Source organism: Pontibacter pamirensis, from assembly GCF_010015475.1.
Taxonomy (GTDB): Bacteria; Bacteroidota; Bacteroidia; order Cytophagales; family Hymenobacteraceae; genus Pontibacter; species Pontibacter pamirensis.
In genome coordinates this window covers 1-26,601 of sequence record NZ_SSNI01000048.1, presented here as the reverse complement: position 1 = coordinate 26,601, position 26,601 = coordinate 1, and the positions used below count along the sequence as shown (strand labels likewise).

17 protein-coding genes and 1 pseudogene are annotated in these 26,601 nt (G+C 48.5%); 4 read left to right on the top strand and 14 right to left on the bottom strand.

Features of this window, described 5'->3' with window-relative positions; all coding sequences use genetic code 11:
• Positions 1–230 precede the first annotated feature (230 nt).
• The 7 genes from E1919_RS23815 to E1919_RS23785 form a co-directional block, all read right to left on the bottom strand.
• The gene (locus E1919_RS23815; protein WP_162055919.1) at positions 231–884 is read right to left on the bottom strand and encodes an OmpA family protein; all 654 of its coding nucleotides are present in this window, start codon (positions 882–884) and stop codon (positions 231–233) included.
• Between the two features lie 2 nt (positions 885–886).
• Positions 887–2,644, bottom strand: coding sequence for a hypothetical protein (locus E1919_RS23810; protein ID WP_162055918.1), 1,758 nt, complete (start codon positions 2,642–2,644; stop codon positions 887–889).
• 9 nt (positions 2,645–2,653) lie between these two features.
• Positions 2,654–3,493 (bottom strand): hypothetical protein, encoded by an 840-nt coding sequence (locus E1919_RS23805; RefSeq protein WP_162055917.1) that lies wholly within the window; start codon positions 3,491–3,493, stop codon positions 2,654–2,656.
• Positions 3,494–3,659: 166 nt separating this feature from the next.
• On the bottom strand, positions 3,660–7,121 hold the full coding sequence (locus E1919_RS23800; RefSeq protein ID WP_162055916.1) for an acetate and sugar kinases/Hsc70/actin family protein: 3,462 nt from the start codon (positions 7,119–7,121) through the stop codon (positions 3,660–3,662).
• A 115-nt stretch (positions 7,122–7,236) separates the two neighbouring features.
• Complete coding sequence (locus E1919_RS23795; RefSeq protein WP_162055915.1) at positions 7,237–8,688, bottom strand: hypothetical protein; 1,452 nt, start codon at positions 8,686–8,688, stop codon at positions 7,237–7,239.
• A gap of 2 nt (positions 8,689–8,690) precedes the next feature.
• The gene (locus E1919_RS23790; protein WP_162055914.1) at positions 8,691–9,104 is read right to left on the bottom strand and encodes a hypothetical protein; all 414 of its coding nucleotides are present in this window, start codon (positions 9,102–9,104) and stop codon (positions 8,691–8,693) included.
• 5 nt (positions 9,105–9,109) lie between these two features.
• Positions 9,110–10,471, bottom strand: a complete 1,362-nt coding sequence (locus tag E1919_RS23785) for a hypothetical protein (RefSeq protein ID WP_162055913.1) — start codon at positions 10,469–10,471, stop codon at positions 9,110–9,112.
• 895 nt (positions 10,472–11,366) lie between these two features.
• On the opposite strand from E1919_RS23785, the gene E1919_RS23780 reads away from it, so the two are divergent.
• The 3 genes from E1919_RS23780 (at position 11,367) to E1919_RS23770 (ending at position 18,780) form a co-directional block, all read left to right on the top strand.
• Positions 11,367–14,885 carry a hypothetical protein gene (locus E1919_RS23780; protein ID WP_162055912.1) on the top strand — a complete coding sequence of 1,173 codons (3,519 nt, stop codon included), beginning with the start codon at positions 11,367–11,369 and terminating at the stop codon, positions 14,883–14,885.
• Positions 14,886–14,895: 10 nt separating this feature from the next.
• Positions 14,896–16,680, top strand: coding sequence for a hypothetical protein (locus tag E1919_RS23775; RefSeq protein ID WP_162055911.1), 1,785 nt, complete (start codon positions 14,896–14,898; stop codon positions 16,678–16,680).
• A gap of 504 nt (positions 16,681–17,184) precedes the next feature.
• The gene (locus E1919_RS23770) at positions 17,185–18,780 is read left to right on the top strand and encodes a hypothetical protein (RefSeq protein WP_162055910.1); all 1,596 of its coding nucleotides are present in this window, start codon (positions 17,185–17,187) and stop codon (positions 18,778–18,780) included.
• Between the two features lie 264 nt (positions 18,781–19,044).
• On the opposite strand, the gene E1919_RS23765 is transcribed toward E1919_RS23770, so the two are convergent.
• The 4 genes from E1919_RS23765 to E1919_RS23750 form a co-directional block, all read right to left on the bottom strand.
• The gene (locus tag E1919_RS23765) at positions 19,045–19,296 is read right to left on the bottom strand and encodes a COG3415 family protein (RefSeq protein ID WP_162055909.1); all 252 of its coding nucleotides are present in this window, start codon (positions 19,294–19,296) and stop codon (positions 19,045–19,047) included.
• Positions 19,297–19,646: 350 nt separating this feature from the next.
• Positions 19,647–21,179, bottom strand: coding sequence for a hypothetical protein (locus tag E1919_RS23760; protein ID WP_162055908.1), 1,533 nt, complete (start codon positions 21,177–21,179; stop codon positions 19,647–19,649).
• Positions 21,180–21,487: 308 nt separating this feature from the next.
• On the bottom strand, positions 21,488–22,828 hold the full coding sequence (locus E1919_RS23755) for an MBL fold metallo-hydrolase (protein WP_162055907.1): 1,341 nt from the start codon (positions 22,826–22,828) through the stop codon (positions 21,488–21,490).
• A 212-nt stretch (positions 22,829–23,040) separates the two neighbouring features.
• Positions 23,041–23,691, bottom strand: a complete 651-nt coding sequence (locus tag E1919_RS23750; protein ID WP_162055906.1) for a Crp/Fnr family transcriptional regulator — start codon at positions 23,689–23,691, stop codon at positions 23,041–23,043.
• Positions 23,692–24,116: 425 nt separating this feature from the next.
• Between E1919_RS23750 and E1919_RS23745 the strand changes: the two genes are divergently transcribed.
• Positions 24,117–24,503 (top strand): DUF302 domain-containing protein, encoded by a 387-nt coding sequence (locus tag E1919_RS23745; protein WP_162055905.1) that lies wholly within the window; start codon positions 24,117–24,119, stop codon positions 24,501–24,503.
• A 260-nt stretch (positions 24,504–24,763) separates the two neighbouring features.
• Here the strand turns inward: E1919_RS23745 and E1919_RS23740 are convergent, their stop codons facing one another.
• The 3 genes and pseudogenes from E1919_RS23740 to E1919_RS28295 form a co-directional block, all read right to left on the bottom strand.
• Positions 24,764–25,984, bottom strand: coding sequence for an adenylate/guanylate cyclase domain-containing protein (locus tag E1919_RS23740; protein ID WP_162055904.1), 1,221 nt, complete (start codon positions 25,982–25,984; stop codon positions 24,764–24,766).
• Between the two features lie 335 nt (positions 25,985–26,319).
• Complete coding sequence (locus E1919_RS23735; protein ID WP_162055903.1) at positions 26,320–26,487, bottom strand: hypothetical protein; 168 nt, start codon at positions 26,485–26,487, stop codon at positions 26,320–26,322.
• Between the two features lie 8 nt (positions 26,488–26,495).
• Positions 26,496–26,601: pseudogene (locus E1919_RS28295) on the bottom strand (IS701 family transposase); the annotation flags it as partial.

Here is a 26,601-nt window from a genome sequence, read left to right as displayed (position 1 = left end):
AGTACCACAGAGGATAGGAGCTGACAACCGATGACGAGCTTAATGTGCTGGAAGAGCCGGAGTATACTGGCCTCCGGAAGCTGCTGGACAGGCTTCACTGACAGGCACAGCTGTGCTGATGCTATGTGTACGTAGTTTTTGCATAGCGTCTCCTTATTTCTCTGTTGTAGGGGGGGTACGATGTTTATTCTGAATACTTATATTACTACGTTCACTTTGCCGTAAAGTACTTATTCCAGTATTTCCAGTGTACCTACTTTAGGTAGTACCTGAATGACAAAGCGGCGGTCGCGGATATCTCCTTTCCGACCTGCGCCGCCGAAACCGCTACCGGCGGCTATGAGTTCTATGCGGTCTTTTGGAAGTTTTATTCCTGCGTTTTGCCAGAACTCCATCAGAGCCAGGGCGCGCTGATAGCTAAGTTCTAGGGCATATTCCCGTTGGCTCACATTGCGAGGGTCTCCTTCCGGAAAGCTGGCGGCACGGCCGTCTATCACGATTAAGTATTTTACATCTTTATCATCGATTGAGTTAATGACCTGGCTTAGGTTTTCTCCTGCCTTCCGGAGCGGTGCCCGCGAGCGCTGAGGAATAACAGCGCTGCTTTGTTCAAAAAGCACATCTACCAGCAGCTCATGCCGTTTATACTGTTCGTTGTACTGAAAGTATTCGCCATCTAAGCGGGCGAGTGCGGCTTTTATCTCATCGAGCTTTCGTTTTTCCTGTACTTCTACCTGCAGCCGGGCTATGTTTTCGCGATTCTCTCTGTCTTTCCCCTGAAACATTTTAAAGCTCAGTACAAACAGCACCAGCATCACCAAGAACAGCACTGTCATAAGGTCGACGTAACTGGGCCAGAAAAAATCTCTGCTTTCCTTGCTCATCTTTACCTCCTGTTATTCCCGCTGCCAAATAATTTATCGAAAGTTGCTTTTATCGGACCAGGCTCCATACTTTTGACCACGTTCGCATTCAGCGTTTCAAGCTGCCTGAGCAGTTGCTGCTGAATGGCTGCGTCAGTTTCAATTTTCTGAAGCAGGCGCTCATTTGTCTGCCGTATATCCCCTAACAGTTGCTGTTGGGTAACATTCAGCTTTTCCTGCTGCTGATTCAGGTTTTCGAAAGGCTGCATGTACTCCAGAATACGGTTGTACACGTTATCCTCGTTGAGCCTCCTGAAATGCTCCTGCCATTTCTCATACGCGTTCTGCGCATCGCGCTCCTGGTGCTGTAGCCGCGCCTCCATCAGGTCAGTTAACCTAAGTGCGGCTTTGTCAAAATACTGTTCTACACGGGCACCAATGTTTCTTAAATCCTGCTCGTGCTGTCCAAAGAAATTCACCTGTCGTTGAATGGATTCGTCGTGCTTCTGCAGGTAACCCGGTACCTCGTCAAAACCTTTTTGCAGGCTGGTCAGTCTGCTCAGTACCTGCTCTATGCTATGTGTCAGCTCCGCCCCTTTCCGCACCGATTCATTTAACGCCACCTGGTACTGCATAAAGTTCTTGAACAGGTGCTCGCTTTCCTTGATCTTGTCAAATACCTGCAGGTTGGCGTTGGCCATTTGTGTGAACCCTATCTGGTCCAGCTTCTCAATAAATTCCTTCTGGGTGCTGATGTTCTCTGTGAGCGTGTCCACAATAGGCCGGAAGCCAAGCACCTTGTCCAGGAAGTCCTTGTTAAAGGAATCCAGCACCGACTTCAAGTTGCCTAGGCTGGCAGCCATATCCGAGTTCAGCTTAGGCAGAAGGTGTGTTTGCAGGAAAGTATAATATTCATTCTGGTGCATGTCGCGGGTGCTGCGGGCATTTTTGAGGGCATTATTCCCTAACAAGGTGAGCAGAAGCCCGCAGAAGCTGCCTGCCATTGCAATGAGCACTCCGAATAGGAAAGACGGGATGTTCTGATCTGTAATAAACGAATCTGTCGCAGCACCGGCCTCCCCGGCACCTAAACCTGACCAAATAAGGCTCGAGAGACCAATAATAACTCCGGAAAAAGTACCAAGTAAACCAATATATAGCGGTGTGGCAACCGTAGACTGTACTTCGGCATCCAGGGCTTCAGAAAAGCGCTCTGACACATCCTTTAAGATATCAAAATCAGCCGCTGCCCCTTTGTTACGCTTCAGATACTCGTTCGTATTCCGGATGATCTTGCTGAAAGTTTCAGAGGGGTTGCGGACTTCAATCAGATCGATAGTGGCAGCTCCTTTACCCCCTGCGTCTACTGTACTGAATAAGGCCTCCGGGTCACCTTCTATCAGGTAGACGTTATTACCCTTTACCAGCTGATCAAATTTATCGACAGCAGTTTTATAAAATTGCACGGCCCCACCCTTTGCCTCTATATGTAAGACGCCATTCTCGGAAGAAACAATTCTTTTTACTACCGGATTAGATGCCTTAAATTCCCTGAAAGGCTGCCCTGCCAACAGCGTCCTCCACAGCTGTTCAGAAGTTTGCTTTTCTGAAGCAGGTACCGAAGGGTTGTCGAGCAGATGCTCACCCACAGACAGCTGGTCTTCGGAAGGAAAAAGGTTCTTTATCAGCTCAATTTTACTTCTTGTATTCCGGTACACGTACACCTGGTAGCCAAGAATAGCCAGTACTAAAAGAGCCTCAAAAATAAAAATGAATTCCATGTAAGGGGTTTATCTGAAATCGATTCTCGCCTTTTCCTGAATTTTCCAGCCGTTGTTCACTCTGGTAAGCACACCATCCTGCTGCTGCACCACCGTACTCACCATCCGGTTAGAGGGCTTCTCAAAAGAGAAGGCGTTTTCCAAACGGTCGATACCCTGTGCGATAACAAAAGCGTGATTCCCGGCCAGGTTAAAGCGGTAGTTTGTTATGTTGCTGCCATCAGCCGGCACATCTACCTCCAGGTAGCTGTCGGAGTCCGGCTGCTGCTGCAGCTGGTGCATCCTGATCAAACCGTCTTCCGGGATGACGGCATATTTTATACCAGATTCTGCTACTGTTGCCGTCGGATTATTTTCTGATGACCGCTCCAGGTTATCCAGAAAATCGCCTTCTGCAATTTCCAGCCTAATATTCTTCGCTGCTACAATTGGACGCTCCTCCCCTTGTTCCTGGAAGTTAGTTCTATCTGTTGGTTCGTTGCGTCTTCTGTTTTCCTTCTTTTTTCTTGGCTGAGTCTGTTGTGGGATTTCCTGTGTCTGTTGAGATGCTTGTGACACCTGCTGAAGTTGGTCGTTTTGTCTTTGCTTTTTTTGCTGTTCCTGCTCATGACGCGGCTGTTTTTGCCGAGGTTGGTTTCTTTGATCCGGCTCATTAGGTTCACGTGCTGGTTTGTTACCTCTTCCCGAATTACCCTCCAACTTACGGAGCCGCGCCTCCTGCGCATTGTTCCTTTCTTTAAGCGTCTCTATCCGTTTCATTAAAATACGGTGTGAGCTGCTGGCCCTCAGGATAGCAAATCCGGCTCCTATCAGGGCTATAATACTCAGTATAATTGCGATATAATTCATGTAAACCTGTGGTTTGTTCTAAAATAGATATAGTGTCGGATTTAACAAGGCATTCGTAATAAGCGTTTAGCAAAACAGCTCTTATGCCTGCCAATTAGCCCGTTTCAGCCTTTCCCCTCCTTAGGGACAAGGAAAGGCTGAATTAAACGCTGCTCCTGCACGCACTTTATGAGATGGCACCTACCTGCGCCTGCTGCTTGTATAGATCTTTTGACAACAGGTATAATGACTGCTTCAGCGGCATGAAGAACATGGTTTCGTGGAGCTGCTCCCTGTCTGTCAGACCCCGTACAGTATCTTCCAGCACCATGGTATAGCTATCCTGTAGGTTGGCGCGCATAAAGTTGAGCACCCGCATCGGGTCCACTTCCACACCCATAGAGCGCATCAGCGGCGATATGTCCGGATCATCCAGCAGCAGCTGCAAGCAGTTCATCACGTTGTCCATTACTTCCTGTCGCAACTCCCCTGTTATCTGGGTTTTAGTAACCGGCGTCAGGGCATCTTCCTTATTTGCTGAGCCTGTTGGTTTCATGATCGGGATGTTGGTCAGGTCATTCAAATCTGCTCCTTCCAGCGCCATGGCACCACCATTGGCTGTTACCTGCTTTGGGTTTTCTACCAGCACAAGTTTGAAGTTTGCCGGTGGCTCCTGCCCTGTCACTTTATAGAAGATGGCTTTAGCATAACGCTCCACATTCGACAGGTTGTTACCTGCGCTCAGGAGCTTGATGTATAAGCTTCCGCGACCACTGAAAGAAATGTAACGTGGCACCTTCACATCCAATTGCGCTACCAGCTGCGCGAGGTGGTACATTAGCGCGCCGAAGTGCAGGTAAAACATCAGCCTTAGCTGGCGTGCCTGCAGCAACTGGGAGCTGTAGTTCAACTCTTTGTCATAGCTGAACAGCAAAGAGCTGATATCAGAAGAGTTGAAATCAGGATTACCTAGGGCAGTTTCCAGGAACTTGCGGTATTCGCGGCCCTCTTCAGTCAGTGGAATGCGCAGCACATGGTCTACGCCGTACTGCAGCAGTCCATTGTCTTTGCTGGTCTTCACGGTGGCGAAACCATCGCCCCATAGGTCGTTACCGGCAAACCGGAAGGAAGAGCTATGGGACGGCTTTCGATTTGTGAACAGCAGCACATCGGTTGTGCCTCCGCCAATATCAACGTTGATCAGGTTCTCATCCTGGCTTGGCACCACGGCACCCGTTCTGGATAGGAAATAGAAAGGCGCTACCGATTCAGTGATGCATACTGTTGTTCTACCATTCTTGAATACGCTGTTATACACGCCGTCCCACACGTTCTGGAACATGTTGCGGGAATACTCATCAAAGCTCAGCGGCGCAAACCACACAATCTTCGTGCTAGCGACATTGCCGTGGTTCAGCACCACCTTATTCTTAATAAGGAGCATGATTTCAGTAAAGAAAGCCTCAATTCGGCGCTTGCCGGTATTTGTCAGCGTCTCGCTCCATTTCAGGTCAGTGTGGTATGTCTGGTTGTACTGATTCTGATGTGTACCTTCGGTGTTGATGGAGAAACCAATGTTGATGTTACCGAACAGGTTCGTAATTTGGTTCTCAAAGTCGATGGATTCACAAATGGCTGTCCTGGTCGGAAAGTTATACAAAGAGCCACCCGATCCGATGATGAGCGGTAAAAACTCCCGCTTCAGCAAGGTCTCTACGGCAAACAATCTGCCAAAGCCTCGCTTATGGAAACGCTGGTAATCTGTTAAGGTAGGATCTTCGGATGGCTTGTTCAGCATCACCAGTTGCTGATCGCTAGCCGTGATGGAGAACTCACGCGGAGGTTGGTTAGAGCCGGATGTGTAAGCAATGTGAGTATTCGAGGTTCCAAAATCAACTGCAAAGGTGAAGCTATGTATGCCCTGCTGCATTTCCTGGAACTTCGGCACAATCAACGCTTTGCCAGTCAGATTCACGCCGGCATGGGTTAACTCAGCAAAATCAAAGTGTGTGCCACGTATCTCATAATAGGTACTGCCGGCGCTACTGTTGCTCTTTTTGGTTCTGGGGTGCGCCGTCGCGGAAATAATACCTCCGCTTGATTCCAATTGTTTGCTCCCCACAAAAAAAGACAGGCCGTGGTTCTTGTTCACCATCAGCGGATCTATGTCCTCATCCACTAGCATCACCTTATAGAAGTCGTTGTACTGCACGGCATCGGTAAACTTGTAGAAAGGGAACACACCCAAACCAATCCTGGATTTCAGAATTTGGCCTTTCTCTGGAATTACATTTCCACTGGCATCTTTCGAGTTCAGCGGGTTATCATAGTAACTTCGCTCATACACCACATTTCCTCTTTCTGTTGGCACCTGCAACGTTACCCGCACATGGTTCACGTCGATATGAAAGGTCAGGTGACTCGCCAGATCCTGTGGCGAAAAAAAATCAAAGTACAGGCTCGTTACAGGAAGGAGGTAATTAAAAGTTTTCTCCGTAACGCCCGGCTGATACACAACCGTACCGCTGTAGAAACGGTCGGTGTTTACTTCGTAAGGCACCTGCACCAGCGTTTCCTGCAGCAGGTCGTTTATCGTAAGGTAGGGGTAGTTGAATCCTACGCCTGGCAAAGAACGGTTCTCCAGTGGTTTTTCATCAGAATAGCCTACCACTGTATTTGTTGGCCATGCCAAGTTATTTACATACTTGATGTTTGGCGCCAATCGCAACTCGGGCTTCAGCACGATAGGCCGCTCACCAGTAAAACCAGTGTGGGTCGGGCTAATAAAAAGGTCGCTGCTGGCAACGGCGGTCTGGTCTTTCTTCACCAGGAAGTTCAGGTGGCCAACGTGCACCGGGTTCTGCTGGAAATCTACCAGTTGCAGATATTCGGAGGCAATCGCGTTCTGCCCCACGGCACCCGCCATGTTAATGCTGCGCAGCAGGTTCTCATCCAGCGAGTTATGTACGGCCGGAAAAGCCTGTATCATGGCCGGGTCTGACACAAAAAGCTTGTGGACATACTCTTTAAAATCCCGCTCCCTCGCCTCCAGCGACACATAGTTATGGTCGAAGTAAGTTCCTATATTCTGCGCACGGTTAAGACTGAGGGGCTGCACGTTCGGAGCAACAAAAAGGAACGTCAAGGGTGATGTGCCGCCAATAAGCTGCATTTGACGTTCACCGCGGCTGTTGGTAGACTCAAAGAAGAACAGGAAAATATCTTCTATACCTTCAAAGCGTCTGTCATTCATGAACAGCTCCAAGGTACGGCCCAACAGGTTCGTATTCGGGTTTGCTTGCATTGCTCCCAGCTGCTGTTGCTTGTTCCAACGGCGGATGATGATCTTATTTCCAGCCTGTGCGTAGCTCTGGTGGTTATAGAGCAGCTCCCAAAGGTCCCAGAAGTGGGTGACGAACTTATGGTAAATGCTGTTGTTCGAGCCCGCCACGCCACGTTTCACAAAATCGAAGGCAGTTTCGAACAGGTGCATGCGGGCGAACGGCGTCGGGATAGAGGCATTGATCTTCAAGGCTCTCCCCCCAGCGCCATCGGTGATATCTTTTATCTCGGTGCTGGTGATCTTGCTGGTTTTGGCCCAACCCTCCACATTAGAACCAGTTTTATGAAGACGAAGTACTTTCGGCATGTTATTTCAGTTTGTTAAAGAATGTTGGACAGCGACACAAGGCGCTGTCCGTTGGTTTTGCACATTAAAATTGCAGTACTGATTTGCCCCTGGTGGGACCTACTCACTTTTAGAATTAACTATACTTCAGCTTCTCTTCTACCAGCGTACCTGTTGCGGTTTCGAAGGCTTTTATAGTTGCCTTAAAAGCATTTCTGTCTGATATGGATTCAGATGCCCGGTTCAGCTCTTTCACAAAAGAGCCTTGGTGGATGCCTTTGTTCAGGAAGCCCGTCTCAATATGCTTGTCCGATACCATGCGGTTGAAATCAGATTCGTTCAGATTGAGCGCGTCAAATGTTCGCTCCTTGCTGTTAAGCTCGCGCAGCCACGACTGATATCCGAACTCCGGGTTGGTAAGGAATTTATTCAGCTCCTTGAACACAGGCTCATTGCGGATGGCGCTGGTTAAATCCACCCCTTTGGCATAAGCCGCCTGCGAGTCAGCGGGCAGGTGGGTGGTGTAGTAGCGCTCAAAGTAATGGAAGCGGATAAGCTGCTTGGCAATGCGATCCCTTGTCTCACTGTCTAGGTGCGAGAACTGCACATTGCTTACGTCTTCTCGGAGGCCATACTCATGGTATACTTCATTCCCAGAAAGCTCATTGTCCGAGTAATCCATGAAGTCTACTATAGCGAGTGCGCTCAGCAGTTCTACCAAGTGAGCATCGTTTTTCTGACTGGCACGACCCGGATTATTCTCCATTGGCTTGTCCGGCGTATCGCCCATATAGTATACCGCATTCACACCATTCAGGTGGTGCTGGTAGTACGATAGCGCATCTTTTGCCTTCGTGGTAAATGTATTGGAGTCTATAAAATCAGCTTCTACGCCGGCTGCAGGCTGCTCCAGCGAAAAATAAGGCAATACCACCATTGCGCCTGTCAGTGCTGCATTCAGGCTGGCAGCGTTAGGTAAACTTGTGCGGGTGTCCTTGAAGTTCTTTAGCAGCAGCGGGAAACCAGCGGCACCCGTTCCGCCAAAAATAGAGCTTACAAAAAATATCCGGTCACCTGCCTGGAAGTTAGAGGCAAAAAAGCGCATCTCCGGAGAGTCAATGATCTCATTCAGCACCACGCTACCTACGTTCGGACTGCCACGGAAGCCTACATCAAGGCTGTTGTTCAGGTTCTCAGGTGTAAACAACAGATCAATCAGTGACTGGCTTTCTATGTCGAGCTGGTTATAGCCTACATGGTCTTTGAAGGGCTTATTAATCCCGCCGAAGTCATACACAAAGCTATCCCTGATCTTAGAGGTGCCATCGCCGGCTATGCTGGAGAGGGTACTTATGTCAGTGTGAAAGAAACCTTCCTCTCGGCGCCCCAGCGCGTCGTGTATGTGCTTGTACGTTTTGAGCAGCTCCACTGTACGGTTCATGTCACCGTTCTGCGTATCCGGGTCAATTATAATGGGTACAATTTTATCACAGTTCTGAATTCTGACACCTGCCGCCATTAGCATGACCAGCGAGCGGATCACGCGGGAGCCTGTGCCACCTATTCCGAATACAAAAAGTTTTGCCATAGTTATTTTTTATTGGGCCATTTCATAGGGGTTGTCCATGCCTGCACGGATCCCCTCTTAAGCAGTAATGAGAAAACGAAGAAAAGTATCAGGCTGTATACCACGTTCACGAAAGCGAACATATACGTGTAAGAATGTGTCTCAATTTCATTCCCATTTACCTGCGCAATGGGGATAATGAAGGCGATGATTGCGTTCAGTACCAGGAATATAACCCAGTGCCGGGGTTTGTAGAGTCCGGTGCTCATCATGCGGTTGAGCACATAATAATAAACCAGCACCATTGCCAGTGAAATGATGAATAACATCAACCCAGTGTTTGGGAATACAACTTCGCGGTAATCATTGGTGAAGTTGGCAGGCATAGGACGACCTAAAACGAATTCATAGAGTCCTGAAAAAAACTGTTGTATCATATAGGTTAATCTGCTTTAATAAACTGTGTAGTTGCATTGAAAACGTAGTCGCTCTGGTCCCGGTATAATGCCTGAACACCATCAGCTATTTTACTAAACTTGTAGGTTTGTTTCGGTGCTGCTACTGGGTTGTTATCGTTGTCGGTAGACCAGGTTTTTATCCAGTTCGGAGAAACCTGCGGCAACTGCACAGAGATTGAGCCAGAGTTAGCGGTGAGCTGTGGCACCTGCACCCGAACGAAATGAGAATACTTCGCCAGGTCGGGTGTTGCTTTAATGCTTTCATCGGCTGCCGTAACCGATACTAAAGCTGGTCTGCTCCCATTGCCGGTTACCTTCAGGTTGCGCTTCAGGTAATCTACACTTTGCATGGATGCCGGTAAAAGCCTCAGGTCTAGCCCCAGCGTAAACTCTACCGGCTCATTTTTACCAGGCTGCAGGTTAACCGAGGTGCAGGGGTCGGCATTGCGACTGCTGCAGTAAACGATACCGGCAGGCTTGAATGCTTTTTCTTTCAGTAAGGCAGAAAATGGGACCGACTCATACTCAAAACCAAAGTAAGCCTGCTGTAGGGGAAGGTTACGCAGCACCTTGTTTGTAACCAGCTGTACGTCCTGCTGCTTTCCAATCACCCATATATAATAAGGTATCTCCACGCCATTCAGCGTTCGCCTTAATTCCGGTGTTTTCACTGCAGGATGATAAGTGCCGAAGAATTCGGAGGTATTGGCAAGTATGGCAATGGCCAAACCCTGATGCTCTGCTTCTCTGAGGCTGCTCCTGATATCCGAGTCAAGGGAGATAAACTGACCCTGATCGCGCGGATCGGGACCATGTATAAAATCAGAAATGATTATACTCACTGCCTCCTGGTTTATAGAATTCTGCAAAGCCGCCTGCAGCATGGCCGGAAGCGGTGTGCCACGCACATCATCCTTAATTCCGCTGACGATATAGCTTTTAATGGTATTATAAGACACGCTGTCCAGTACCGGGCGGCTCTTCGCATCTTCTTTCGCAAGGTAGAAGCCTTTGTTTGCCACATAACGCCCATCCTGTACTTCTGAAAGCAGCTTGTTCAGGTTGTTCTGGAAGGTAGTAGCTTCTTTTCCGGCAGTGGCTGAGGGCATAAACCCTTTCATCCCGTTGGAGATTTCCAGGTACAAGTTTACATTTACTTTTGAGGGAGCGGCGTTTTCTGCAGTTGTGGCAGTAGTTGGAGATGCTGCTTCCCCGGTTTGTGCTGTCGGATTTATTTCCGTATCAGATTCGTCACCGGCACTCTGTTTTTTAAAACATCCAGACAGAGTAAGCACAATGCAAAGCAGCAGCGTGTATAAAACGCTCTTGAATTTTGTAATACGCATGCAATATATTTTAACTGATTCGCAACTACTGAAAAAAAGGGAATAAGGTTAGATAAAACCGCTCGTAATTTAGTTTGTCCTGTTTAGTATAGTATGGCAACCATATAAACAACGGGTAAGGTGCCCAGACGAGTATATTATATAAACCTTAAACAGGAGTGTCATTATTATTTGCTTTGCCACCGGGCATAATAGCATGTTGCTGTAGCACTCAGTCCTTTATATTTACACCATTTACAGAACTATAAGGTTACCATTCCGGAGCATATCCAGCTAAATATAAGTAAAAAATAATATAACATGTTGCTAGGCAACCTAACTTGGAAAACATTCCTGCAGAAGGCAAGTTTGAGTCAACAACAACTGTCTCAATTTATTTTTTTTGGTAGCAACGTTATACAATTAAGAGGAATGGCATCGGTGAGTTAGCTGTACCTATGTAGCATAGAAGCACCCTCCCTGGCTGTCTATTTATATGAATTATATTTTCAGGGTATTGATGAACATGTCAAGTAATGCATAGTCAATGATTAATCTACAACCCAATATGTTTAAAATTTTCCATAATTAATTATACTTTTTAAATCCAAAACGTATATATGATTATGAACCCCATTTTATAACTATTCATTGTCGTAGTTGATAGGAAAAATGAGACGGAGCGACAAAAACAATCCAGAGTCACTGAAATAACCGATAAGCTACATCAATAGACAGAATTGAGCTGTGTAATCTTGACAATCCTAGGTAAACAAAGGGTATGAATGTAATGATTATACTTTTCTTAATAGGCTGTTTTCACTCGTGCACACTATGCGGCCGGTGGAAGTTATAGTGGTGCGCACACTTCATTGATTACTCATTCTGGTCCACAAAATAACTCGGAGGATCCTTTATGAACACAGTATTCGGAAGTATAATTGTCAGAGAGACAGGGCGTGGTGTCCCAAATCTCATGGTGGCCGCCTTTGATGTGAGTTCTCAAGTAACTACGGCTGTTGCTCCAGAAGATGAATGGATGCGCCTGGCGTCCGCGATCACAGATTCCGACGGCAAGTTCAAGATGGAATATGCGGAGGCCAACACTGAAGGAGCCGATAGACGTCGAGTGCAGTTGCTCCTTACGGTATTCCCGCCAGAGGAAACCGCTGGTGCACGTCAGCCGCTCTTCATCGCCCCCACTGTGCGAAAGAACGCTAGTCCTTGTGAGGCGTATCAAATCCGTATCCCTGCCAACGATCTAGAAATGAACGGAATCGCACTACCAGGCGAATTAGATGATGGGGTGGCCGAGCCGCCTGCATTAATGCGGAAGCGACTAATTGCTCGCGCAACGCGTGACGTGGAAGTCGCGGATGTGGAACAAGAGGCAGTGACTTTGAAAGTCGCGAAGGCACGCAGCGAAATGTCCGTCTTCCGCAAAGAGATTAGACCCGCGCTCGCAGATCGTTTAAGCGCAGTCAGTCCAAAACAGCTAATATCCGGAACATTCGTGGAGCCTAATGCCTCAGTGCAGACTGTACACAGCGGAGTTGTCGATGCCGATCTTAAAGACGTGATCAGTAAAGGAGGCACTCGGCCAAAGTCCGTTGCACGCCTCGCATTGACTGAGGACCAGGCTCGCGCAATTCAAGATAAACTGGATAACGAGTCTAAGATTTCCGTTGAAGATCTGCAATCACTTCTCGGTCCCGATCGGCCAGCTCAGAGCGGCCCTATTTATTTGCGCACAAATCCTTCGGATCAAATCCGGCGCACGGCCTCGCCACAAGAAATAGAAGCACTTGCTGCACTCAAAGGTGAGGATGATGATTCGCCCCAGGGTAACGTGCTGGACACGCCCGGTAGCGGCGTGGAAATGATAGAATCATCGGACGTTCCACACTATCTCGCACGGCTTGTTGACACAATGACATCACCAGAGGAAGGAGTGCTCGCCGGTCTCGAGCCACGCACCACGCAAGGGACAGTCACCGAAAATATTCAGGATCTCGCGTTCAAGCCAAGTCCCGCAGACACACCTGCGTTCTATGACTTCTACAATCTCCAAGTTGCATTTCGCCATGTGTGGCAGGAAGCAATTGATCAAGGCGTGCTTGATATCGCCGAAAGCGCCTACAACGAAATCGTACTTACCGGTGGTCAGCCGCCACCGGACGGCATCATTGTTGACCCCGTGTTGGGTCTGAAACGTGAAGCTGCCGCGGTGAACTTTGCTATGCGCCGCGCCGCCGAACCCTTGAGTACGGTCGCGAAGGGGGGGGCACAATTATCTGGGCATCCACTTGCTCAAACGGGTATACTCGGCGGCAATGTTGGTATGTTGGACGGTTTACGCACAGAGTATCCGGACAAACCCCACACGCCACTCCCGGACCTCATTGCCGAGCTTGAGCAACGCCTGCAAGAGCCTTATTCTTTCACCACATTCGCTGCGAACCGACGCGAGCGGAGCGTAAATTTCGGGTTACTTGTAACCTACCGGCAGAAATGGACACCTGGAGACTATCAAGCTGGCAAGCTGGCGAAGACAATCACCCTCGCGCCGAAGGAAGTGCAGAAGTATACTCGAACTGTCAAGCGTCAGCGCAAGCGCGCGGAGCGGGAAGTCGAAAATCACCTAAGCGTGCGCAAAGATGAAATGTCCACGACCTCACGTGCCGAAGAGGAAATAATACGCAAGGCAAATACGAAGACTGACTTCCATCTGAGTTCGGATTCTAGCAGCGGCACGGATGCGACGGGCAAAAACACGTTCAAAACTTCGTTCGACCGTGACGTCGGGGAAACATCGGAATCAGTGAAGCGCAGCTTCCGGGAGTCCGTCATCAAGGCTGCGCAGGAGTTCAAGAACGAGTTAACCGTTGAGGTCAACACCGAAGATATCGAGAGCGTAGAGACCGTGGAGTCTGGCGAGATCTCAAATCCAAACGATGAGCTTGCAGTTACTTTCCTTTTCTATGAGCTGCAGAGACGTTACGCAGTATCAGAGAGCCTTCATCAGTTAACTGAGGTCGTGCTCGTTGCCCAAGAGATGCCGGCGCCACATGAGATCAATGAGGCATGGCTTGTTAGCCATGACTGGATTTTGCGACGTACGATTCTAGACGACTCATTCATCCCTGCCCTTGATTATTTGAGCAAGAGAGTGGTCGGCGACCGGGCCGCGCTGGCTGAAATGCTTAAGAACATTGAGCAGCAGCGACGTCTCATTTCCGAACTGCGGCGTGAACTCGCGGTTGTTCGTTCCCGGGTCGCCACATATCGCAATTTGCTCGAACGCTCGTTGCTGGAGCGTTCTGCCAAGGAAAAGGGTAACGACGGTGGATGGTTCTCTGGCATTCCTGTAGTTGGTGAAGCAGTGGAACTGGTCGAGGACGTTTACGATGCGGTTGGCGACTTCATTCACCCGGACACACCGGAACTCGGCGACAGCCGCCAAGACACGCTCAAAGATGTGATTCAGCGCACGGCGGATGAAGAAAGGGACCTCTTGATGCGCGTGGAGCGCGAAGTAACGGCACTTAACGCCCTCACGGAGACCTATGCAAAGGCGCTTTCCGAGAATCTGAATCACCGGACACAGATCCTTCGCTTGCGCACGCACATCAAGCAAAACATTCTTCATTACATGCAGGCGATTTGGAATCATGAGCCACCGGATCAGCGGTACCTGCGACTCCACGAAGTGCCGGTGCCGACGTTCAGGCATCAAAGCTGGTATAGCTTCCCGACTGGTGTGACGCCGGTACGCAGAGCCATGACGGCGTATGCTCATCGCACCATTCCAGGCTCCGGCATCAGCCAACCAACAGCAGTCTATGAGAGCGAGATCGTCACGAAATTTGAGCGGCTTGAGACTAAGCCACTCTCCCAAGTTGCGGATCTGGATAACCTCCTTGGTTACTTTGGCAACTACATGATCTTTGCACTGAAAGTGTCAAACCCACTTACCCGTTTTATGGCGGATCCATACATACTTCAGGGTTTCGAGGAAGTTGTTGATCCGGACGATGTAGGAAACTGGACACTGGAGGAGTTTGCCGACTATGTTGTTAAACTAAACAGGAAGTTGAGCGACACAGAGTTCGAAAAAGTTCGGCAGCAGCTCATGGATCAGTACCAGAGATTGATTCAGGCACCACACCGCAACGGCGAAGAGATCATTGTGCCAACCGGATCTTTGTTTATTGAAGCGCTACCGGCCACATCATCGTTGATAGAGCGGTTTAAGATGCTACACCGCGCCATTGACGTCAAGAAAGTACAAGCTGAGGTGCGCAAGGCAGAACTCGAGAATCTGCGGCTCGTTGATCGCATCCTCAACGGCGAACGCGAAGATCCGGACATCGAGAAGAAGATCATCATCAATGGAGCGGTGGAACCAATGTTACCCATAGACGATCCGGAGTAAATCAAATACAATGGGAAACGACACAGGTAAGGAATTTCCAGACACAGACTTGATAGGGGCGCAATTTAAACGTCATCAAGCGAAGGATCCATTTGCATCTGTGGATGTCGTCCCTTCGCCGGGCGAGGGAGCATCTGACCCAAAATATAACAGGCTAGCAGCTGAAGAGTCTCGTCTTACTGACTTCGGCATCAGTTTTCAGCAGCGCAGCACAGGCTTCGCGCTTACGCAGATGGGCGAGCGTCTTGCATCACAGGCAAAGGACTTAAACGAGCTGGCGCTCAGGGTACGGCAACAATTCAGCAGCCATCTTCTTCAGAACGATCAAGATGCAGAAAGGCTTGCTGACGCTGCTTTCCGTGCTTTTGCTAAACGAAACCCGAATATCGACCCAGATCTTACTTGGATGATGATCCGGACTATTGGAAAAGAGTACCTTGAGATAGTTAAAGCCGGCACACGCCGCCAAATTGCGGCTCGAGCTAGAGCAATGGAACAGGATCCAGTCTATCGTGCAAATCAGGAGTGGCGAGAAAAGATTCAGAGATACGTGGACGAAACCGGCCTCGACTACCAGTTTGTCGAGGCTTTCGTGATGGAATATGAGAAGGGCAATATGCCACGCCATCCGGGTGTGATAGACCCTCGTTCAATCCCTTTTTTCCAATCGAGGGCTGGCCTGCAATCGGTCGCTATGGCAATCAATATGATGACCCATGGTACAGCCGGTTCATTTGCCTCGGCTGTTACTGGATTAGATATGAGTGGTAATGAGCTTAGCACCGGTGAGCGCATCCTTGAAGGTGTATTCGTAGTGATCTCGCTGATGCCTGGCGGAGGCTTGGCCGGCGATGCAGCCATGGTTGCAAAGCTTGGTTTGACTGCGGCGAAGACAATCGTATTCGCCGGTAGAAGTCTCGCGCGCGTAGCAATGTCCGCTCGCACCAGCGTTACCGCCTTCCTGCGGATTCTCAGCCGCCTAAGGCACATCGACCCTCGAAAAGTTGCGGAACTTCTAAAGCGGATGCGCGAAGCTCGCGCTGCAGGGAAAAGGTTACGGTTGACCGACGGAGAAGCGCGATTAATGCGAGAAATCGATCAAGCCTTTGTTGAATACACATTGCCTATTGCCAAAGTTGTAAAGATAGCCACGCCGACCGCTCGGGCCTTCATGTTCCTCAACCGTCGCCAACCACTTGTTTTAGGTCGGTTGCTGGGTCGCACATGGGGAAAGCCTGCATCCAAGATGGCCAAGAGCACGCTACAGGATGCCGAAGACATTGCAGCTAGCATAACCGACCGTATTCGCCGGCATTGGAACGCCGCATTGCCGAAAGGCCAAGATAACGCTCTTGAAGCCTGCCAAGGGGTATACCGCAAGCTTGAACAGGCATTGCGGTCTAAAAGCCCGCCCAATCCCAATAACTTCGTTAGAGACAAGTTATATAAAAAATGGCGAGCCAGAGCCATGCGCAGGATCGGCAATGACAATCAATTGGTGAATGATCTCAAGGAGCACGCCGGTATCATTGTTGGCAAGAACAGGCTGACACGAAGTTGGACAATACATATCCGCACGAAGGGGCCAAAGGCCCAGCGGGTGCAAACGCACGTGGATTTTGACCATGGCATTGTCGGCCATAGCAAAGCGGTCGATGATGCGGTTAGGCTGAAAGACGCGCGTCCGCTAATAAGCACGATCGATGGTGGCAACCTTCAATTCATGACGGCCCGTGAAAACCGCAACTTTATTGAGGCGCTGCGGCAAGCCGCAGCAGAAACCTCAGGACCTTAAATTGGTCGCTTGGGTGTGGGTAGGTTCGAAGTAATTGCTTAACCAGGCATATTACGGCTTATATTACTCCCATTCCAGGGACAATAGCTGGTGACAGCTGCTCGAACACCTCCTCGCTTAGAAATGAGTGCGGACGAATACTCTTTTCTTCTCCCGCTTTTGAATCATATGACAACACCATTAATAATTTATTAACCAAACCTATAGCTTATTATTCTGGTTAACAACAATTTTAATATTAAAATATTTATATACAATTGCCTTATATTAACAATTTTACGTATACAACTTAAAAACATACAGTTTTAATGACTTATATATATTAGATTAAAAAACCAGCATCATGCACAGTTTCTTTATGTGATGCTCAATGTAAACTTTAAGAAGATTTGCCCTTTCACTGCTTCCCAAGCATTCTATCACAGCCTGTCCCTTAAGCTGCTTTAACAGTTACTTACCGCCATTGATAGTGGAGTTTCTTTCCGTACTTAAAATATAAATATTATGCCTGACAGCATTCTTCAACTCGAGAACAGTATAATATTAAATGATCTGGCACGGACATGGCAGATTGATAGGGCCGACTATAATTCTGCGGTTGGATTCAGAATTATCTACTTTTCTGTCAATTTCTCTGTCCGGCGTACAATATATCCCGGTGAGGCTATTCCCATACGTTGGTCAGTACTAAGAAGCTTTATCGCTGCTACAGATCCAGGAGATGCTGTTCGCGCTGATATCGAAACAAGCGGAAGCTTAGTGTGGACAAGTGGACGTGTGGCTTTTAAACCATACAACCCGGTAGGTGAGGCCCCTGGGATAGCCGTCATTCAGGAATTAAACATAATACCATCCGATGACGCGGCCGACAGCGTGTACAAGGTCGGAACCAATGGGTTGCGACTCTTGGTAACTGGAGAAGGAAAGGATCAAGGTCCTTTCGTCCGTGATCGTAAGCTCCATGTCATACCAGAGCCAGTAGACGCTACATGGTGGGAATGGATAGATACGCCAGGAGATATCAAATGGAAAGAGAACTATTTTTTGCAAGGCAAGTTAAAAAATCACGCTCATGCGAAGATAAAACGTGCTGAAGCAGCCCTTGAAGAAACTGATAATGCAAGTGCCATTTCGGACCGTGGAGTGAACTCCGATACCTCAATAGAGGTGGGAGCTAACTCATCAATCCTTCGATTTCCCTTGAAAAAAGACTGGGATTGGATACAAAAGCTAACATGGCTTATCAAGGGTCCAACAATCAATACGTTCAGATATACTGTCAACTTCACATTGGAGGACGAATATGGCAATCTTTACCCAGCTGTATCCTCTCTAGAGGTTGCCGTTACTGTTAAGGTGCCGGAGGTGAAACTCGCGGCTGGCTTCTCAGCTCAAGGGGCCATGATTGCGGCGGCTGGCTTCGCTATAGGGGCTGCTGCGGCTTTTATAGGTATATTTACCGCGCCAACTGCCCCTGCACTTTTCGCTATGGCCGCAAAAGCATATGCAGCAGCAGCGGCATTTGGTGCGGTGGCTCTTGATCCCCCTGAGCCAGATCCCCACTTCCATGAGTCAGTAAGTGTGGAACCTCTGCCTGAAATGCCTCCAATATTAACAAACCCTGAGTTTACAGCAATCCGTGATCTTTTGCTCTCGGTCTTCTTTATAACAGCGCGCGACCAAGCACGTAGTATCATTCATGGACGAATGATGGGCGCTCTGGAAGCAGGCGATTACCAAGCTATACAGATGCAAGCAAATTTTTACAGGCAGTTAACAGGAGAACTGATAGCAAAAGCAGAAACTTTACCGTCTCTTTCCGCCGAAGCTATAATGCAACTCGAAGCCCATTACTTGCCATCAACCGAGATACTGGCTCAAGCTATTCACGTCGTCCGCTCGGAGGGTTTGACACCCGAACTACAACAGCTGCGTCAGGAGGCTGGTGTAGAGGAACAAGAGCTTGAGACGCTCCGCGCTCTGCTCCAAGATGAAAGTGTTCTTGTGCTATTGGAGCAGCATGGGATTATGGGAGGACTTTCAACACTTGGTCAGGCCGGACGTATATTCGGGCGCGAAGTTAGCGCGGAATGCGTTTAGAATTTGTATAACTGAGTTTCAACATATCTAGGCGTGATGAGGTTAGAACAATATTTGGGAGCCACAATTAGTGAGGTGTAGTTACATTTATAAAAGCGTTTCCGGTTGTACAGGAGCGTTTTGGCTACATTGACAAAAATATCTTAATTATGATCAACATTCCGGAGACAGAGATAGGACGTGTTCTCAGGGAACTGAACCAACTGAACATCAGGTCTAAGACCATACCCCTTGAACTACAAGTGTCAGCTCTTAACTGTAATTTCAAACTCTTTCTAATTGCTCCTTTTCCAGCCACTCATGAATCTCTTTATAAGAAGTAAAGTAGTTGACCGGATCAGAAAGCTTTCCTTTCAATTCCTCCAGTACTTTCCCACTTATGACTGACTCTCTTTTGTTGCCTCCCGGATTTATCTCCAGACAAGCTTCCAGGCTTTTTTCCTTATAAAGCCTGAACCACTGCCCTACCGCATGAGCGCCATAACCAACTTCTTTGGCTATTTTCCCATACTCCATATTCTTTCCGCTCTTGTACAAATAAAAGGCCCGTACACGTGCATGCGCTAAGGGGTGGGAGATCTTTCTACTCCTCTTCAGCAATTCCTCAGCACTTTCCTTAATCTCCGTTCTTTACTCATCCCATAGACCTTCAATAAATTTCTACTGTTGAAGGTTCTTTGATTTATTTGGTATTAGAATTGCTCAAAAATGTAGCGCATCTATAGAACCATCACAACTATTTGCCCCACAGTTTTTTATGCTTCCGATCGGCTCCTTATTCGAGACCCGCTTCCGGCGCTTCACCACCTCGTACGGCAAATCAATTTCAGAGCCTAAACTCGGCCCCCCTCGTGATATAGCTCACTTTATTCAGGTGCAGGCCCCCAGAGGTATTGGTTGCCCTTGTTCAAGTTCGCAAATTCGATGATCACCGAGTCGCTGCCCACCACATCGCGTCGCACGTCCCCGACAACCTTGTAGACCGACGCTGGGAGAGGCGATGCTTGGTCGATATTGGGTGGGTACCACGCGAACACGTTGTCGCCGTAGACGTCCTCCGCGTCGATGTTGACATCTTGGCTGACTTTTACCTCAAACGTCGTAGGCGCCCAAACCGAGACGGCGACATCCAGGCCGGGGCGGGCCTCCTGGGGAAACGGGCCTTTCCATACAAACACGTTGTCACCGAAGAAGTCTTCGCTGTTGATCTTCACTCCCCTACTGTCTATCACACGGAACACAGCCGGGGTCGAGGCAGTTACCGGGGTATTTAGCTGCGGCGGCGTGGGGTTCTGCCCCTGCCCCTTGAGCACCCAGTTGAGAATGTTGTCGCCGGCCTGATCCTCGAAGTCGATGTTCACGTCGCGGCTATTGACGACGATGAAGTTCGTCGGTACGTCGAAACGGATAGGGCCGCCGACGACTTCGCTACCCCCTGCGGTCCAGTTGAGCTTCATATCCCCTGCAGTGTCCTCGAGGTTGATCCTGACCCGCTCGCTGCGCTCTACCCGAAACGTTAGGGGCATTTCGATACCCATTGACCCACCAACAAAACTGGCCGAACTCTGCGCGCCACCGTTCCAAGTGAAATTCATATCGCAGAACACGTCCTCGACGTCGACCTCGACATCCTGACTGTCGAACACCTCAATCGTCACGGACATCGCGATCCGGAAGGGGCCACCCACCCCGCCGACGATCTGACCCACGTCTAAGATCGTGTCCGTCGTGTCGACGGTCCAGGTGAAGGAGTTGTCGCCGAAAATATCTTCTACGTCGATCAAAATGCGTTTGCTGTCGGATACGCGGATGAGCACGGGCATGTCCACCTCAAACACTCCACCGACACGGCGGGCCTGATCGCTCAGCGACTCGAGGCGCTGCCAGGTGAATTTGTTATCGCCAAAGATGTCTTTAACGATTAAAGTGTCGTCTTGGCTGTCGCTCACCTCGATATTTACTGGGAGCGTTACGCGAAAGTCGCCGAAACCCGTACCGTCGCCTGCAGCCCGGTTACCCGACCAGACCTCCGTCATATCGCTGAAATAGTCGCCGAACTGGATGTTCTCGCCGCTCCTGCCCGAGATCTGGATGCCTACCGACTCATAGAGTTTGTAGGCACCTGACTGCCCATTATCCGTTGGTTTATCCACCAAGTCTTCCAAGTCTTCGCATGCACCGAGAACAAAAATCAACACGAGGGATAGACAAAGTATCCCAAGGCGATTCAAGCCCAGCACTATCCGATTTCTATCCAAAACGCACTGCCATCGCTTTATCTTCTCGTACGGGAGATCACCATCTCGATTGCCTTTGATCGTCGGCGCCTTAAGGCTGGCTCGCACCCCAAAGGAGATTTCGTCTTGCCTTTGTCTCGCTTTCAATTTATTAAAATCCATGGCTTGCTCGATATTTTAGGTTAAAAAAATCATGCGGTGCTCTATTTCTCCAAACGGCAGTCGCCTTAGTTTGTTAGCTGAGCTTCACATTTGTAGTGAAGAAAATGTTAGTAGGCATGATGAATGGATGAAAGAAGTACAGATTAGATACTGGAAGATAGTAAAGCGGAGAGAAGAATTATTCTTGAAATCTTATGTTTAAACCGAGGCAAACTAATGGTATTTTAATAATTTTTAAATGAATCATCCTTCTTTTGATTTACAGGTATAGTGGGCTTAATGAATATTTGGGTAATTGTACAAAATCCCTAATTGTTTTTTAACGCTGTCACTGCTTCACTCATATCCAGCACTTTTACCGGGAGCAGGCTTTCCAGAATACTGCTTCCGGCTGCAGAGCGGTATCCTCCGGCACAGTGCACCACCACGGGTTTGTCTGTCGGAATCTCCCTGGCTCGTTCCCGCAGTTCAGGCAAGGGAATGTTGATGGATTGCTGGAAGAACTTGCCGGCCTTTGTCTCACTGCTGTTGCGGATGTCAACCACGGTAAAGCCATTCTCTTCGGCCTTGAAAGTCTCTCTGTCGAAAGCCTCGCTTGCTTTACCGCCTTCTTTGTCATACACAAAGGCCCCCTCCACTAACAGTTCATAGCCAATCTTAGCTGCTTTCTCCATTAGCTGGTTCAGGGCTTCTTCTGACGCTGCGACTAAGAAGAACTTTTCGTCCGGCCCCACGATGCTGCCCAGCCAGGTCTCGAACTTATCTCCGTTCTGGATGTTGATGGCACCTGCTATATGGCCTTTTTTATACTGCTCCTGTGGTCGTCCGTCCACTACCAGAACACCCGCCTCAGGCACCGCGTTCTTCTTCAGCACCCTTACCCCTTGCAGGGACTCCAGGTAAGCCGGCGCTCCTTTTTTGTTCAGGTCCACATCATAGCCAAAGTACTTCGGGATGAAAGGCTGGTCCTCTGTAATCATTTTCACAAAAGCCTCCTCGCTCATCTCCTGCAGGGCAAGGTTCCCGAACTTCTCCGCACCAATGGTGCTGCTGTTAGCCTCGCTCAGCCCCTTTCCGCAGAGGGTGCCTGCGCCGTGGGCTGGAAGCACCTCCACATTATCGTCCAGCTTCATCAGCTTTTCACGGGTGCTGTGGTACATCTGCCGGGCCAGCTCTTCCCTTTTCGCTGTAATGTTGCCCGCACTCTCCCGCAGGTCCGGGCGTCCTACGTCACCAATGAAAAGCGTGTCGCCCGTGAACACAGCCTTGTCTTTTCCCTCGTGCTCCAGCACAATGATGATACCGTCCGGGGAGTGACCGGGTGTGTGCAACGACCTGAGCTTGATTTTACCCAATTCCAGCACAGCGCCCTCATCAAACGCCTGGTGTGGGTAGTCTGCCGCTACCAGGCTATGGGTGTAAATAGTGGCGCCGGTCTGCTGGTGTATCTCCAGGTGCGAACTCACAAAATCCGCGTGGGGGTGCGTTTCTATCACCCCCACAATTTTTGCGTTGTTCGCCGCTGCATAGTCATAGTAGGACTGTGGGTCGCGAGCAGGGTCTATGAGTACTATTTCCCGTTCGCATTCACTGAGCACAGCATAGGAGTAATGCGCCAGTCCCTTGTCTTCAAATTGTTTTATTTTCATGTTCCTATCGTTTTCCTTTTGTCTGAATATATGATACAAAGGTAGATACCATACAAGGCAATGTCTGTGACTCTTGTCACATAAGGGCTTACGCTCCCTTTTGTAGAACTTGGGAAAACAGGAAACTCTTATAAATGAAGGTTACTGGAAGAATATCTTTACGAAAGGAGCTTAAGCCCCTTATATATAATCCTGTATAAACAGAGGCCGACTTAGCGGGAAAGGCTCTCGAGGAATTGTTCCAGATCATGGCGCACATAGATTTTGTTTCTTTCCAGCTCCACCAACTTGCGGTTCTCCAGTTGCTTGAGCAGCCTGGAGATAACCTCCCGGGAGGTGCCCAGCTCATTGGCGATTTCCTGGTGAGTAACCGACAGTTCCAGCGTATTCAGCTGCTTTGACTTGACCACCAGGTACCGGAGCAGGCGCTCGTCCATTTTCCTGAAGGCCACATCATCAATGGCCCTGAGCATCTCCTGAAAGCGCTTCTGGTAGGTCATGGCGACAAAGTCCTTCCACTGGCGAAACTCATTCGTCCACTCCTCATGCTTCCGGACAGGAACTCCCAATACCCTTGTTCTTTCCTCCGCCACTGCCTTGATGTCGCTGGGGCTTGAGGTACTGCAACAGGTCAGGGAAACGGCACAGGTGTCCCCGCCTTCGATGTAGTAGAGCAGCAGCTCATGCCCTTCTTCATCGGTCCGCATCACTTTAACAGACCCCTCCAGGATGATGGGCACCATCTTGATGTACTGCCCCGGCTCAATGATGGCCTGCCCAGGCTCAAACTCCTGAATTTTGCCGTTCTTTTCTATCTCTTCAAGCAAAACAGGATCTGTGATAAGTGGAAGTTCAATAGGCATATAAAGGAAGCTTAGTCAGATATTTTGTTTACTACTCCCAGGTTCTCTTAACCCGTAATAAAGTGACTGTTAAAAGCATTAGCCTCACGGATTTGGAGGTTTTCAGCCTTCCAAAACAGCCGATGAGGGCATGTGTGTCAGGTTAACGCTTTGCAACAGCGGCAGAAAGTGGCACTTCTTTTCTTTTAACGGTAAAAAGAAGGCTGAGACTGATTATTCAGTCCGTACTCCAGAACCGGCGTAGCCAACAAAGTTAACTCTTTAATCAGAACCAGTGTGTGACTTTTGTTACACTGGCAGGATGTAGACTTGCTTTTATAACCCCTGATTTCAGGAGCAAGGGCCTGTTAATGTGTGGACTAACTGGTACATAAACACGCGCATCATCTTCTCGTATTTAAGGAAACACCATCCATTTTTTTGCTATGAACTACCACATCACCAAAAAAGTAAACTACAGCTACCAGGATGCATTAGAGAAGACCAGAGCCGCTCTTGGCAGCGAGGGCTTCGGCGTGATATCAGAGATTGACCTCAAGGAAAAGTTAAAGGAAAAGCTTGATGTGGATTTCAGGGAGTATAAAATCCTGGGTGCGTGTAACCCGAAGCTTGCCTATGAGGCAATCGGGCAAGAAGATAAAATTGGCGTGATGCTTCCCTGCAACGTGCTGGTGCAGGAACATGAGAACGGGGAGGTAGAGGTAACCGCTATCAACCCAATGGAATCCATGTCAGCCATAGGCAATGCTGACTTAGAAGCAATAGCCAAAGAAGTGAGCCAGAAACTTAAAACTGTCATTGAAAGCATATAGGCTCAAAACCGTTCGTAGGTACAAAATACCCATTCAGACACTCGCCCCGGAATCCCTGCTTAGATGCTCTTTTTGATCTATTATCCTATTTTCTGGAAATAGCTTGGTTAAGCTTCATAAAGAGATGGTTTGAAAGACTCCTATAACACCTATCATGGTAAGTACAAAGACTGTTGGTTGTAAAAGCATCTGAAGAAAACCATCTCCAAGAGAAAAATTTATCAACCTATATCAGGACAAGACAAGTGCTATTCACCCGTTCATGCCTTGGCTCCTATCAATAAATAAGTCGCCATGGCTCCCTTGCCTTTCACCTGAATCGTTCCCCGTGCTATGCAGTCAAATTCATTTTTGATAATTTCGTAGACGTCGCCGGTTATCTGAATACTTCCACCTTCAGCAAGTGATTCCATCCGACTGGCGGTATTGACTGTATCGCCCCACAGGTCGTAAATGAATTTCTTTACCCCAATGACACCCGCTGTTACTGGTCCGGTACTGATGCCGACGCGCATACGCAACGGTTCTCCATCAGGGCTTTTGATTTCCTGAATGACCTCTTGTATTTTGATTGCCATCCTGCAAACCCTTTGCAGATGATTATCCGAAGGGACAGGTACCCCTCCGGCCACCATGTAGGCATCGCCAATGGTTTTAATCTTTTCCAACCCAAAGGCTTCGGTCAAGGAATCAAATTTTGAAAATACTTCATTCAGGAATTGGACCAAGTCATCAGGTGCTACCTTTTCTGAAAAGCGGGTAAACCCCACGATGTCGGCAAAAAGCACACTGACCGATGGATAGCCTTCTGCTAAATATGACTGGTCATTTTTAAACCGCTCCGCCACAGCTTGGGGCAAATTATTGAGCAGAAGTTGCTCTGTTTTTTCTTTTTCCCTGGCCACCTCCTGCTCTGCATCATGAATCGTAGAATGGGCATAAATACCAAAAGCTATACTTAAAAAAGGGATGCCGATTAGTGAATTCCACCTTTGTGCCTCCAAAAGCCCTTTAGGAACAGGTATAAGCAAACGCATTTGCAGTTCTTGCCATACTATGGCACCCGCAAAACAAATTATAGTGATGACTGTGAAGATGATAATTTGCTTTTTTTCTGTGGCAGAGAAAAGAAAGAACTGCAAAAACACAATCATTGGCAGAAAAACAAAATTATAGCTGGCCAAGTTGAACTCAATAGAATAAAAAGTAACGAATAGGATGGCCACGCTACTAAACCAGGCGCTGGCCAGAACCCTTTTCCCCCTATAACTAAAAACAGGCACTAGGGCAATCGATATAAAATGCAGCATGTAAACCAAAAGAAGGAGAGGCTGATTGTAGAAAAAAGCCAAGGCGGCGTTTTGAACGATAAAAAAGCAAACAAACAAGGCTACCGAATTGGTAAACCTTATGTGCTTATTATAGACCGGGTCGGTTTGCTTATTTGTACCCAGGTCTGTTATGCGTTTAACGATGTTCATTTAACGAGTTTATAAGGTGCTATTCTTAAAAAATCATCATACAAGGTGTTGGAAACAGACGAAACTATTCTTTTACATGAGGTAGGAACTTCCGCCAACTGTTAGCTAAACAGGGCTTGTTCCGTTTGGCTGTCCACATCAACGGATAAACAGAACAGGACTATTAAATATAACTATAATGCCACTTTTATCTTTCACTTTTGCGGGTCCATGTATGATGAAGGGATTCAGCACACCAAGTGGACTCTCACCTGTTCCTGCTGGAAGTAATTGATTTCCTGGCAGGCTGCCGGTGTAAAAACCTGCCTAATGCACATCTTTGCACCTGTTCCGGTTTAACCTGCTGACATACGGTTGAAAACCAGGTAGTCAACCATATGCCAGGTGTTGCCATCCCTGCTCACTTCAAATGTCATTTTAAAAGCATCATCGGTGAGCTTTTCATAGATGAAGTGCTGCCAGGTGATTGTTCCATTGGAAGCTTTCTGCTGTGTTGTCAACATCAACCGGTGCGGTTTGCCTCCAGCCCCACCAGAAAACCCACTTCCTGGTTTCTCAGGAACTTCAGGTTCTCTACGGAGGCGTACCAGCTGTCGGCGCTCACCCACGCCGGGCGC